The sequence below is a fragment of the Methylobacterium iners genome, from assembly GCF_022179305.1.
Taxonomy (GTDB): domain Bacteria; phylum Pseudomonadota; class Alphaproteobacteria; order Rhizobiales; family Beijerinckiaceae; genus Methylobacterium; species Methylobacterium iners.
The window spans coordinates 1-12,828 of the sequence record NZ_BPQP01000129.1; the positions used below are offsets into that span (position 1 = coordinate 1).

General features: G+C 59.1%; 12 protein-coding genes and 2 pseudogenes. 6 read left to right on the forward strand and 8 right to left on the reverse strand.

Features of this window, described 5'->3' with window-relative positions; genetic code table 11:
- The coding region (locus MFF55_RS25750) for a DDE-type integrase/transposase/recombinase (protein WP_238246976.1) at positions 1-241 on the forward strand (241 nt) is incomplete at its 5' end.
- 106 nt (positions 242-347) lie between these two features.
- Here the strand turns inward: MFF55_RS25750 and MFF55_RS25755 are convergent.
- The 5 genes and pseudogenes from MFF55_RS25755 to MFF55_RS25775 all read right to left on the reverse strand — a co-directional run.
- Positions 348-684, reverse strand: a pseudogene (locus MFF55_RS25755) (transposase); the annotation flags it as partial.
- A gap of 560 nt (positions 685-1,244) precedes the next feature.
- Positions 1,245-2,585: an MBOAT family O-acyltransferase gene (locus MFF55_RS25760; protein WP_238246978.1), complete on the reverse strand. Its 1,341-nt coding sequence runs from the start codon at positions 2,583-2,585 to the stop codon at positions 1,245-1,247.
- Entirely contained in the window at positions 2,566-3,546 is a 981-nt protein-coding gene (locus MFF55_RS25765; protein WP_238246980.1) for an alginate O-acetyltransferase AlgX-related protein, read from the reverse strand. Before MFF55_RS25765 ends, MFF55_RS25760 begins: the two co-directional genes overlap by 20 nt.
- A gap of 996 nt (positions 3,547-4,542) precedes the next feature.
- A pseudogene (locus MFF55_RS25770) lies at positions 4,543-5,491 on the reverse strand (IS481 family transposase).
- A gap of 1,104 nt (positions 5,492-6,595) precedes the next feature.
- Positions 6,596-7,351 carry a DUF8692 domain-containing protein gene (locus MFF55_RS25775; RefSeq protein WP_238246982.1) on the reverse strand — a complete coding sequence of 252 codons (756 nt, stop codon included), beginning with the start codon at positions 7,349-7,351 and terminating at the stop codon, positions 6,596-6,598.
- A gap of 792 nt (positions 7,352-8,143) precedes the next feature.
- On the opposite strand from MFF55_RS25775, the gene MFF55_RS25780 reads away from it, so the two are divergent.
- The 3 genes from MFF55_RS25780 to MFF55_RS25790 all read left to right on the forward strand — a co-directional run bounded on the left by MFF55_RS25780 (position 8,144) and on the right by MFF55_RS25790 (position 9,637).
- Entirely contained in the window at positions 8,144-8,380 is a 237-nt protein-coding gene (locus MFF55_RS25780; protein WP_238246984.1) for a hypothetical protein, read from the forward strand.
- Positions 8,381-8,711: 331 nt separating this feature from the next.
- On the forward strand, positions 8,712-8,975 hold the full coding sequence (locus MFF55_RS25785) for a PepSY domain-containing protein (protein ID WP_306421477.1): 264 nt from the start codon (positions 8,712-8,714) through the stop codon (positions 8,973-8,975).
- Positions 8,976-9,196: 221 nt separating this feature from the next.
- Complete coding sequence (locus tag MFF55_RS25790) at positions 9,197-9,637, forward strand: PilZ domain-containing protein (protein ID WP_283206804.1); 441 nt, start codon at positions 9,197-9,199, stop codon at positions 9,635-9,637.
- Between the two features lie 300 nt (positions 9,638-9,937).
- On the opposite strand, the gene MFF55_RS25795 is transcribed toward MFF55_RS25790, so the two are convergent.
- Positions 9,938-10,333 (reverse strand): hypothetical protein, encoded by a 396-nt coding sequence (locus MFF55_RS25795; protein ID WP_238246988.1) that lies wholly within the window; start codon positions 10,331-10,333, stop codon positions 9,938-9,940.
- Between the two features lie 262 nt (positions 10,334-10,595).
- Here MFF55_RS25795 and MFF55_RS25800 point away from each other — a divergent pair, with 262 nt between their 5' ends.
- The gene (locus MFF55_RS25800) at positions 10,596-10,895 is read left to right on the forward strand and encodes a hypothetical protein (protein WP_238246990.1); all 300 of its coding nucleotides are present in this window, start codon (positions 10,596-10,598) and stop codon (positions 10,893-10,895) included.
- A gap of 5 nt (positions 10,896-10,900) precedes the next feature.
- Positions 10,901-11,350 (forward strand): hypothetical protein, encoded by a 450-nt coding sequence (locus MFF55_RS25805; protein ID WP_238246992.1) that lies wholly within the window; start codon positions 10,901-10,903, stop codon positions 11,348-11,350.
- A 59-nt stretch (positions 11,351-11,409) separates the two neighbouring features.
- Here MFF55_RS25805 and MFF55_RS25810 read toward each other — a convergent pair whose 3' ends face one another.
- Together MFF55_RS25810 and MFF55_RS25815 are read right to left on the reverse strand one after the other, a co-directional pair.
- Positions 11,410-11,622, reverse strand: a complete 213-nt coding sequence (locus MFF55_RS25810) for a hypothetical protein (RefSeq protein ID WP_238246994.1) — start codon at positions 11,620-11,622, stop codon at positions 11,410-11,412.
- 680 nt (positions 11,623-12,302) lie between these two features.
- Positions 12,303-12,704: a hypothetical protein gene (locus MFF55_RS25815; protein ID WP_238246996.1), complete on the reverse strand. Its 402-nt coding sequence runs from the start codon at positions 12,702-12,704 to the stop codon at positions 12,303-12,305.
- Between the last annotated feature and the right edge of the window lie 124 nt (positions 12,705-12,828).

The window sequence follows — 12,828 nt, forward strand, 5'->3', positions numbered from 1 at the left end:
TCGCCACGAGCAGGGCTTGCGCCAGAACAACCGAGCGGAGAACTCGCACCAGCCTGTCCGACGACGCGAGCACAAGCAGCAAGGTTTCAAGTCACCAGGATCAGCCCAGCAGTTCCTCTCGATGCACGCAGCCGTTCAGAACACCTTCTCCCTTCAACGCCATCTCATCTCCCGCGGCACCTTTCGGCTCTTCCGAGCTAAAGCCGCGGAGGCATGGCAGAAGGCAACCGCCGCGGCCTGAGTCGATGCAGACGCTACCGCGTTTGCAACCTCGCCTAGCTTCCCGTGACAATGCCTCATGGCGGCAGCCGTGGGTAGCCAGAGGATCACATTTGGGAACGTGACAGGCGCAGGCGGCCGGTAGCCCAAGGACGATGACGTTCCGAGACGTACTTCTCTTGCATGCCTTCGACCGCCTGCCGACGTCGTTCGAGGGCTACAAGTTTCGCGAGGCGACGTCCGCCAACACCTGCTTCTCCAAGGACAGGTCGGCCACGAGCCGCCGCAACCGAGCGTTCTCACGCTCCGGATCCTTCATCTTCCTGGCCTGTTCGACCTGGAGGCCGCCATACTCCTTGCGCCGGCGATAATAGCTCTGCTCGGAGATCTCCGCCTCCTTAGCTGAGCCAGCGCCAAGCTCTCGCCCCGGGCTGTCTGCACCTGGATCTGGCGCAGCTTTAGCACAACCTGCTACGCGCTCATCTTCTGACCTCGCCGCATGTCCAGCTCCCTCTGTCCTGGTCAATCTCCTCAATAAGCCTGGTCCAAAACGAGCCGGCGATTGCGAGCTTAGCGGCCCGACGCCACACGAGTTGCCATAGTGTCCATGCAGTTGCAGTTTGCACGAGACGACCGCAACCACCCACAAGCCGAAGCCTCTCACACCTTCATCCGGGATGTGGCTCTCCCATGTGGCGGTGCCAAGTCCGCGCTGTAAAGGGTTGGATAAAGATTTTTATTGTTTGCGAGCTCACATTGACATAGGATGGCACATAACTGTGATAGATTATTAAATAAACTATGGATCACAACATAAATGACTGTTCAGATCTATTAGAACTGAAAATAAAGGAAAGCACTGACGTTTGACATCTGACTTACTGCAAACAGAAACACCACCGAAATACAGCCAGCCCAGGCCAGCGTCGGCTGCCACCGAAGAGCGGACCAATGGGATTTCGCCCCAGCTCCGTCGATGATCTCCTGCGTGTTAGGAAGGAGCCAGACGACAGCTAGCAGCAATCCTAACAGGATCTCGGTGTCAAACCGCCGAGCACATGATGGGCTATCCGGAGAGGCCCCCCTTCTGGAAGAGGTTCGAAGAAGCGAGCGAGTTGATCATCCGGGCCAATCCATCCGTTCAGGCCAACCATGGCTGAGAGCATATGTGAGGCAGCTTCGAGACAGGAGGACCGGAAGAACACCCACGCTACCATGACGCATAAAAGCGTGAGGACGCGACCAATCCAGATCCCGGCCAACCCCATCGAGCCGGTTAGCCCCAGATGCATGCGCAGGCTTTGCCAAGCATGATTGATCATGAGATAGGTCCCGTGCAGCGCCCCCCAGATCAGGAAGGTCCAGCCGGCGCCGTGCCAGAGGCCGCCCAGAACCATCGTAATCATCAGGTTGGCGTAGCGCCGGGCCTTGCCGTAGCGATTGCCGCCCAGGGGCACGTAGAGGTAGTCCCGCAAGAAGCGCGAGAGGGTCATATGCCAGCGCCGCCAAAAATCGCTGATGCTCGTGGCTTTGTAGGGTGAGTTGAAATTGAACGGCAGTCGGATACCAAACATCAAGGCTAGGCCGATAGCCATGTCTGAATATCCAGAAAAATCAAAATAAAGCTGTAGTGTGTAAGCGAGGACGCTGCGCCAAGCCTCGACTCCACTCAACTCTGTTCCGACGGCCGCTTCAGCGAAGAATTTATCAGAGATAGTAGAAATATTATCGGCAATCACTACTTTCTTAAACAATCCTAGCGCAAAGTATGTAACGCCTATTGCAAAATTTCTTTCATTGAGTCGATCTCGGACAGGTTTGGTAAACTGCCCCATCATCTCCCGATGGTGGACAATCGTTCCGGCAATGAGCTGCGGGAAGAACGTGACGAAGAGGCAGTAGTCAACAAAACTGTATTCGCCCGCGTCACCATTATGCGCGTCAACGAGATAGGCTATCTGTTGAAAGGTGAAGAAGGAGATGCCGAGCGGCAGGACAATCGACTGCACAGCAAAATCGACGCCCGTCAGCACACCGACGTTCTGAACGAGAAATACGCAATACTTAAAGTAAATGAGCAGCACTAAGTTAGAGACTACGCCTAGCCAAAGAAGTGCCCTGCGGTTCGTTACTGAGTCATTCACCTGACTAAAGGACCGTCCGATCATGTAGTTTGTTATGCAACTACCAACAAGTATTGGCAAGTGCAGCGGGTACCAGTAGCCCCAAAATAAAAACGAGCACGTCAGGAGCCAAGCTTGCGCTACATGTTCTGTGCCGAAGCGACCGAGGACGGCATAACCGATCAAAGCTGTCGGGAGGAAAGCGCCGATGAACGCGTATGAGTTAAAGAGCACTAGCGTCATCCTTGAACGCCGCTCGTATGGCACTCTGCTGATTTAGGCTGCGGAAGATCCATCGTGTGAACGCTGGGACCGTTGACCAATGTAGGTGGTCAGGATCGGTAAAGTCGTTGTCGTCCACGGCTGGCCCAAAGCGTCCATCAAGTACAACCGTGCCCGTGCGCTCCAGATGTGCCTTCACGCCCTGACGCCAGCTGAGATCGCGGCTGCCGGAAGGGTCGTAAGACCTACCCCAGGCCGGCATTGGTGGTAGAAGCACTACGACCCAAGCGACCCCTTTGTCGCGCAGCTCCCGGGCAAGCCGCTCCATGTGCTTGAGGCATTCCGGTGTTGCAGCTCTGTCCGAACGAACTTCGGGCGGTGTAAATGTCAGAGGACCCGAGCCGTACTGATCCATGACAAGCGGCTCTCGGTTTCGGGTTCCATCCCGCATGCTGCGGATTTTAGCGACGTCCTGCAGGAACAACCTCGGGCGGAAGTTGGTGAAATACAGATGCCATGAGGTCTCACGCGCGCTTATATATCGACGAGCAATGGAGGAATCAAAAAACTTTTCATCTTCACTGCAATTCTGAAAGTCCTGCATGGACACGACGGAGACTACTACACGAGCTGTTGGAATTTCATCGAGCAAGAACTCTGTCAGATATGCAGTCTGATGTATTTGCAGATAACATGGAGCCGCATTTACTGGGCGTAGGCTTTTCCACCGCCCATCGACGGCAGAAAAGTCTAAGTTACGCCAAGTCACCGATGAGCCGACAGCAATGAGGTTGCGGTCGGTAAGGGTCGTTTCGTGGAGGAACTTGAATTTTTCGTCGATGCAATTGGTGGCGGTTAGCGGCGGGGGTGGCAGATGACCAGCACGGTTCAGCATCCACAAAGCAATGCTGCCTGAGGAGAGGAAGGCAGCAATCCAAACGACAAGCGCACGGTTGAACCGCGCAAAGACTGACGCTGGCATATGAAAGATCCCAATGGCAGGAACGCTGCCGGCCGTAGGGCTGGCCCGTTTGTGCTACAAATCGGGATTCCGACTAGGGCTGGCTAATTGGAATGCGACGCTGACCGCGCCGACATTGAATTATGACTTTAGACCGCCTGCGAAAGCACGCATTAACATAAGAGGCGCAGCCCATAGCCACGCTTGTCTTCTTTCTCACCGCGTCATGATGTGCACGATAACGCACGATGATCCTAAAAACCTGCCACCCTATGACAACTCGATTTTAGGCACTCCGATAGAGTAATTACTACTTAGCCGCGGCTGATCTAAATCGGACAATAAGGAAGCTGCTGCTCCCTCAGCCGGCACTATCGAGCCGCCATCGCGATCCAAGGCTCGGCTAGGTTAGGCTGACGAGTCCTGCCGCGGCCGCCAGCCATACGGACAGGAACGAGACGAGCGCCCATTCGAGCTTGGTCGCCCTTCGGTTGAAGCGGGTCGGTTGGGTGCAGAACTCATGCATCGCGCCGCACCCCTAGTCAGCCATGGGCTAGCACAGCAAATCGGCTGCCCGTCCCGCGGAGCCTCACCGCCGATCCCCATACGGCCTGCGCCAGGGGTTCATCTCCTTATCCATCCAGAACCCGACCTGGATGTAGGTGCGCGCGCAACGACGCTCGTCTGAGGCCAACAGGGGCTTTGTTGTCATTCAACGCGCGGTTCCTCGGATCGTTGGTGGCTGACTGCAACGAGTGGGCCACCATAATGGCTCCGCTGACCTCCAACATCGCGACACGACCTTACACCACGGTTGCCGGGAGGCGCGGGCTCGGGCGTGAACCGAGCGTGCGGAGCTTTGCAGGCTCCTGGCTGAGTCCTCATTCACCGCGGCAGCGTCACTGCGACCGATTGAGTGCGGTCGGTTCACAGGGCAACCAATCCAACCGCACACTACGGCGCACTGGGCAGAGCGGCGCGGCGCACCAACCTGCCCGGACCGGCCGAAGTGCCTGCCTAGGTGTACGGTCCCGGGATGAGGTGTGACGGGTTGATCCTGAAGCGTTCGGGCTCTTTGGTCCAGGCGTTGAGGATGAACTCGGTGGGTGTGAGCCCGCGCAGAGTCTTGAGCCTGCGGGCGTGGTTGTAGGCATCGACGAACAGATGCAGGTGGGCACGAAGCTGGTCGTGGCTGTCGTAATGGTAGCGCTTGACGGTGGCGTCCTTGATTGTGCGGTTCATCCGCTCGACCTGCCCGTTGGTCCAAGGATGGTTCACCTTGGTCAGGCGATGCTCGATACTATGCTCGTCGCAGACACGATCGAAGATGTGCTGGCTGTCCCAGATATCCCGCTGGCGTGAGGTGAACTGGATGCCATTGTCGGTGAGGACCGTGTGGATGCGGTAGGGCACCGCCTCAATGAGATCACGCAGGAACTGAGCGGCTTCCATCTTACCAGCGCTTTCCACCAGTCGCACGAACGCGAACTTGCTGGTGCGATCGATGGCCACGAACAGTCTGAGCTTGCCCTCGGCCGTGCTCACCTCGGCGATGTCGATGTGGACCTAGCCGATGGCGTAACTCGCAAAGCGTTGCTTCTTGGGTTTGTCGCCGTCGATCTCGGGCACGCGGCTGATGCCATGGCGTTCCAGGCAGCGGTGCAGCGAGGACCGGGTCAGGTGCGGGATGCTCGGCTGAAGGCCGTAGAGGCAGTCGTCGAGCGGGAGCAGCGTGTGCCGGCGGAAGGCGACGATGACCGCTTCATCCTCGGCTGTCAGCACGGCGGAGCGCGGCTCCTTGGGACCCATCCGAGCGTCCGCCGTGGTCGCCCGCTTGCGCCACTTCTGGACCGTTGTCGGACTGACGCCGTAGCGCTTGGCCAGCGCCCTTACGCTCTCTTCACGTAGCTAGAGCGCGACGGACTGCCTCCGTCGTGGTGGCGCTTCCATGGAGAACCTGGCCCATAGCCCATCCCTCGCAGCGTGGTGATCAATCGTACCACCACACCGCGGGATCAAACACCTAGCCGGCGCAAGAGAAGTTGCGTGAACAACACCGCCGGCATCTGCCGCGCAGGGCTTCTTTATGCGTCTTTAACGAGGACGGACGCACAATGGGGCAGGTTCGAGACCAAGAGCCATCATGCTCGTCGCTGGTTGGATGACAGCTTTGACAGTGACGGCATCTTCAGCCCGCCCGGCACCCGCCGCGGCGGGCTTCTTTTCACGGCAAGGCGAGCCCCTCGACTGTGTTCCGCACCGACCCGGCAGATTGACGGCCCGAGGTTGTGATGATGTTTCGACCAATCGCCCGCACGGCATGCATGGTGAGCCCAGGTGGGACGGGAGCGGACGTGCAGGTGTTTGTGGTGCTAGCAGCGGGTCTGAGGACGCGGTCATCAGGCGTGAGACCGGCCGCCGCACATCAAAGTCGAACCCTCATTCTACCGCTTACGCAATCTGCACGTCAGCGGCTCACTGACATCTCCACAGCCGTCAGCCCTGCCGACACCTGCTGCCCTGGGCTTTTCTTTGCGCTGCGCAGCGGGCATCAGATTGTCGGTCCAGAGGTCGATCCCCCAACCCGATGTTCTGGACAGGCCCTGCTGTCGAGCCCCCCATGCGCTACGGCAGCAGGGCCACCCACCTTTCAGCCCACCCCGCTCGCGCCACTGGGGGCCATTTTCGCACTCGCTGTTGCGCGACCGGCATTGCAGTTGTGGCTGTCACGTAGCAGGCTGGCTGAGCTGCTCCTCTTGAGCAGTCGGTACGGACCTGCTTGGTTCTTTCCCCCGATCAGCATCAGCAGAGCCAACCGAAACTTCCCTCAGCCCGCCCGGCTCACGCCGCGGCGGGCTTTTTCATGCGGTGGTCCTAGGCGTCCTGGTAGCACGTGCATGATGATCAAGAGGAGTGCCGCATGAGCTCCGGGTCAGCCACGGTGAAGCACAGGAGCGGGCGCGAAGTCCGCGGGCAAGCCGATGCAGGTGAACCTCTACCCGGCAGGCTCGCAGGAGAGCTCGGAATGGCGGGAGGGCTACACCTTCGACAAAGCCGGGATGAACGTCGATCAGGAGGATGTGACGGACTCTGCTGAAGAAGATCGGTGACGACCCTTGGGCAGATCCTGAAGCGGGCGCGAAGTTGCGTGATCATACTCGCTATAAATATAGTGAAGGGTACTACGGATCACCCCAGTGATGCCGATGAGTTCTAAGCCTTCCTCGGCCGTCATTCGCAATCTGTATGGAATACTATGCGGACCGTTCTCTCTATGGTATATACCGTTAAAGTAGTCGAGCACTAATGATCCGCTTAAGTATATACAGAAAGAGACGGTCAGACTAGCTATGGTGATAAATGGCAGTTGCTTCAGAAAGGCTGCATAACGCATGCCGCCAACGAGAAGAACGGATGTGAAAAACATAACCACAAACGACTGTATGCTTTTCTCGTGTAGACTTGCGGCTTCATCAAGCGAGAGCAGCAAAAAGGCTGCGGCGGCACCCAGCCAAGTGCGTTGAGCGCCGTCGGTGCGGTTACTCACGAGATAAGCAATGAAGAAGAGGATGGAGCACATCAGCAGCATGACTGAACTGAACCATGCCGGAATGTTCCCTTCGCCGTCGAGATCAAAGAGGGTAAAATACTTATCGAACTGAACGGAGCCATCTCCCATATGGAAGGTATAGCGCGCAACATACGCAATCCACGCTGCGATGATCAGAGAAGCTGCTAAAAGCACCAAGCCGCTTGTCACCTGGTCAGGGCTTGGACGACGTAGGGTATGACCTTCTCGTTCAAGACACATATGGGCCTCCTGCAACAGCGAATCATTAGCTGGCAAAAGGCGTAGAGATTGTTTGGGGTATCGTCGAGGCCAAATACTCTCCAATCGCTTCAAATTGCGGAGAGTTGTGGCGGCAGATGATCAAGCCTCGTAGCTGACACCTTACGCTTGGTCACTGATCTAGACCTAGCGCTTCCTGCCTACTTATGCGACGACCTACAACAATCTCACCGTTCCTCGTTGCCTCGTCTTAACTCCGACACAAAACAGCTCGCTCGAACCGAAGCGTTCGCCGCGTGGTATCAGGCGCCGGTGTGGCGGCCTGAACTTCGTCAGCCCAACTTCTTGGTGGCGGAGTTAAACAAGGCGACAACCTCGTCCTGTGCCCCTGTGCAACGCGGCAAGGCCAAGGCCAGAGCGCGGCAAGGCCGGAGCGGGCGCAACGGGTCGGTCCTACGCATTTCATGCGGAGTGCAGATGATCCCCGAGCAGGGTAGAGCAAAACTCATACTGCACACGCATTTTACAACCAATCATGTTTGACTTAGCGGCCGGCGAGGTGGGAGGGGGGGGGAGCTTTGCTCGCCTACCTCGCCGGTTCCCACCATATACGTTGCCAGTTGCTATGCAGGAGTCTCTCACTTGGCTTGGCCTAGAGTATTGGTCAGATCAAAGCCAGCCGGTTTCACTGCGTCGGGAACTGCCTCTCTCCCGCAACGATGACGAACCGTTACCAACTCGCGAATACGGCGATGCTGGCACTGTCGCTACCGTCGTCCGTCGGGTGTTAGGCTTTCCAGCCTCTAATCCCGTACGGACGGCATCAGGTTGGAACGGTTCGTCGGCGTTGATGATTTCAGCGCCGCTTGCAACCGCACTGGAATGCCAATGAACGCCGACCATGCCCTTGCCCCACCGCAGGCAACTGATGCCGATCGCCCTTCTGGAAGAAGTCTCGTCGCCCCTGTCGCGCTGCTCATCGGTGGGGTTGTCACGATAGCTTGGACGGCCTTCCTGGGCTGGGGAGCGCTGCGCATCCTCATCTACCTTTTCGGGACCGAGTAGGGGGCAAGCAGTGACCTGACTGGCTGGCTTTGGACCGGGCTGATCCTCTCATTCAGCCCGGTCCACAGCCAGCCAGTCAGGTCACCGTCGCGCGAGGAATTCGCGGTGATGAGGGATTGTCTCAACGCTCTTGAGGAGCGGGATGTCATCAGGACATGCACCGAGACCCTGGTTGAGGCAGTCGGCAAGCGGGCTGCCCTGGCTCAGTAATCCACCCTCCCCTCACGGTCGACGAAGTGGGCCGCGGTGTACATCCCGCGGCAGGGCCATGTGCGCTGATACTTGGCCGCGCCCTATGTGAGTACCTGTGCCGCCTTCAGGAGACTCACCCGTGAAACTGCTTTCCGCGTTCGCCATTTCGATGGCTTTTACCGCAGGCGTTTCCGGCGCCGTTCTTGCCGACCAGCCGGGGGCTGATTGGATGCCCGCAGAGCAGGTCAAGAAGAAGCTCATCTCGTCTGGCTACACGTCCATCACCAAGATCGAGGCGGACGACGAACACTGGGACGGCGAAGGCATCAAGGACGGCCAGAAGATGAAGTTCGAGGTCGATCCGAAAACAGGCGATATCCTCTGTCAGATACCAAACCAGTAACAGCCTAGGCCCGGGCGCACGCCGAGTTATCGCATCTGGATAGTGCAGAGATCCAAACTGGGACACTATCCGCGGACTAGTTATATATTTATTAAGCAAGAATTATAGCATAATTACCACGTCCAATAATTCTCGAAATGTTAAGGCAAAATTTGGGGTAAACGCCTTAAGGCGAGTCTGGAATCCTACAATTTGTTCCTCATCAGCAATACGAGTTTGACATGTCAGATCGTCGGCGGACCTTCAGGCAGCCATGCGAACTCATAGGTCACATATACATGCCACACTCGGATGCGTTTTCTAACGAGTGCCAGATCCTCGACATCTCATCTCATGGAGCCTTCCTTCGGCCGAGCCCTAACGCGCAACTGCCGCCAACTTTCGATCTTGTCATTGGTGACAGCAACACAGCGCGCCCTTGCCGTCTTGCTCGTATCAATAGCGAAGGTTTTGGCGTCGAATTTTTGGACCCTGTTCGAACCGAAATCGAGAAGGCCCTAATGGAGGCCGCTTTCGAGGAGGAAATCCTATTCGACCTCATCGCTGGCGTCTCCATAGACGCCTCAACGAGCGTCGCACGCCTCCGTCGAGCTGTCGCTGCGATGATGGATATTGTTGAAAAGCGTAACGAGATGACATGGCAGCAATCCACAGCGGCCTAGGATGGGAACCCATACAACCATCTGCGATGTCGAGCGCTTTTGCTCTGACGAATGGGGTTGATGTCCGCGGGAGGTTGGCATGGCGCAGTTGGGCATTGTCACATCAAGCCGACATACTGCTCTCTCCTGCCAGTCAGCCGGATGCCGCCACGTGCGATTCCAGTGGCTTAGCCGGCCTCCCCTACCGGTAAATACCTTCCGAAACGGCCTATACTTCGTAGATGTGACAATGCCAGTGGGCCTCATATGAAAACGGCCCCGCTAGAGCGGAGCCGTTCGTTGCGGTCGATGAATGGAAGGTTACCAGCCGCCGTAGTAGGTCGGGCCACCCCAGGAATAGCCGTGGCGAACTGGCGCGTAGCCGTAGCGGACAGGGGCATAGCCGTAATCGTAGTGCCGCACCACGCGGCGAGGATGATAGGCCGGCACGTAATCGTAGTCATAATCATAGCTGCGCACGACACGACGCGTCCGGTACACCGGTGCTGCGTCGTAGCCGTAGTCATAGGCGCCGTAGCCATAGGCAGGAGCCGCGTAGGCACTCGACGTCGCGGCACCCAGAAGGGCACCAGCCGCGAGGCCGCCGATCACGCCGGCCGCAATCGCGCCGCCGCGGCCGCGCGCTTCAGCGCCGGTCGAGGCAAGGGTGCCGAGGCCGATCACGGCTGCGGCGGACAAGGTAGCAAGGCGGTTCATCTTCTCACTCCAGCTCTGAGCGTGGGGACCATGGCTTATGAACGAGCAGGCTCGGATGATCGTTCATTCTGCCTGAAGGAACGCTGAAGGCTGCGGCCATCGAACCGCCACGAAACCGAATTGCACTGCCTCGTAGATGAGACGATGACGATTGAGGCTACAGTGATTTCGCGCGCTTGGTGACGAGGTTGAGGCGGTTAACGGACGGTTAACTCCTGGCCCGCAACCTGGAGGCCGTCACCAGACCTGGAGCAGTCGGACGATGAGACACGGTATCGTCGGCATTACCCTTGCGGCTGTGCTCACCCTGACGGCGCTACCCAGCGCACAGGCGAGAGACGGCATCGGTCCTGGAGGCGCCGCCGCACTGGGCGTGCTCGGTGGTCTGGCCATCGGTGGCGCCATCGCCTCGTCGCAGAACCAGTACTATCCCGGACAGCGCGTCTATCGCGCGCCGCGTCCCGTCTACGTCGAGGCGGAACCCTATTGCCACCTGGAGCGGCGCCGGTACGTTGATGCCTATGGCGACGTCATCATCCGCCGCGTCGAGGTGTGTGAGTAGACGAGATGGTCCAGCGCAAGCTCAACCCCCTGGCGCTTGGGCTGCTGGGCGTTCTCGCAGCCTCTTGCGCCACTGCCTCGCTCGCCGAGGCTCGCCCCGCAGGTCGCGCGAAAACCCAGGCTCGGACAACCTTGGCGCATCTCGATACGGCATCGACCGAGTGCTTTGCTGAAGCCGTGCTGGCCAACCCAGTCGCGCTGGCTCACGCCAAAGCGTCACGCTGGTATCAGGCCGCTGGCGTCATCGGCGTCGTCTGTCGGCGTGAGGTTGATCGTATGATGCAGGCCCGTGACGCCATCCAAGGTCCGGGCGCAGGCCAGCGCTACTTCAGGACCGTCTACGCCAAGCGCCTTGACCGCGAGCTGGCTGCTCGCCTGCGTCCCTGGCTGGAACGCCAATCCGTGGCAAGTGCCGACCTGCGCAACGAGCAACCCGTCGAAGCCGCTCCCGAGTGAGGCTTGACCAGATACGAGCGTGGCCGGTCGCCCTCCACCACATCAAACTTCCGTTTGTGTCAGGATGGCGAGGGCTGTCCACCTGAGGCAGAGGTCGAGGTGTCGGGCCTCTCCCTTGCGATGCTCTCAGGATAAACCGTTTCCAGTGCGTAGGTGAGGAGCCGGTAGGGCTCCCCCGCGTCGTTGGCCTTCAAAGCCTCCTCCACGCGCCTGCGGGCGTCGGCGTAGATCAATCGCAGGGCGTCGTGAAAGAGGATGTTGGATCCTGACATCTAGCAGTCTCTCAAGCCAGGCTCAGCGACAGGTCTCGCGGTACTGACGGCAATTGCCCCGGCCCCGCTCGCCCAGCTCGTCCTTGTATAGGCACGCCTGGCGCAGCTCCTGGCAGATGTCGCGCCGGGGCGCACGGGGCCGGCTACACTCCTCGCGGAAGCGACGGCAATTCCCCTGGCCGACCTCGCCCAAACTGTCCTTGTTTTCGCACGCACGCCGGAGCTGATCGCAGTAGCCCCCACCCCTACGGCCACCGCCACGGCCGTAGCCATCATCGCGGCTGAAGCCACCGCCCCCGAACTCGATGTACTGGGCTGACACCGGGACTGGGCCGATCAGAAGTAGGGCTGCCGCGGCAGCAGCGAAAAGGCGGCGACGCATCGAGAGGCTCCAGCGAGCGGTTACGGACCACACCATGACACTAGTGCTTTCTGGGTGAATTCGGCCTGAACACCAGGCTGTGAGATGGTTTCAGCCGCGGTAGTAGTGCGGGCAGCGACGCGAGCATTTGTGTGCTTGCTGGACTTCGCCAATCCCCTGGAGCCCCGATGCTCGCTCTCTGTGGCTCAGTCGGACGCGCTGCCTCGCCCGGCGGTCTCTGCTCTAGAGCCGCAATCATACAGGCCGGCGCGGAGGTCGCTCATAACGACCTTGACGGCCATCGCCCCGCTCCAGCCGGTCAGCAGCTCAAGCGGCGACCTTCGCGACGCCCGAAGACCCGGTAATGCGCTGCGCCGGACTCCATCTGACCGCGGTTCACCGCGCGACGAACATCGGGATTGCAGCGCAGGTACTCGCTCTCATCGAAGCCGTACTGACGGGCACCATAGCCACGTCCGCGTTCTCCGTAGCCCGCGTCGCGATCGCGGTAGCCGCCACCGCACTCCTCGCGAAACCGTCGGCAGTTGCCCTGCCCAACCTCACCGAGGCTGTCCTTGTTCTCACACGCACGCCGCAGCTGATCGCAATAGCCGCCCCTACGACCACCACCCCCATAGCCATCGCCGTACTGGGCTGATCCCGGAACGGAGGAGGCGATGAGCATAGCGACGGCAGCTGTGGCGAGGGCACCATGGCGCATGGGGAACTCCTGAGTGACGAACCACCTTCAACGCAGCGGCAAGCCAGAGCGTTCAGCCATGTAGCGCGGCATGCTGATCCTCGTCGGGCCCAGAAGCGAGCCCAGGGCATTGTCACGGGAAGCA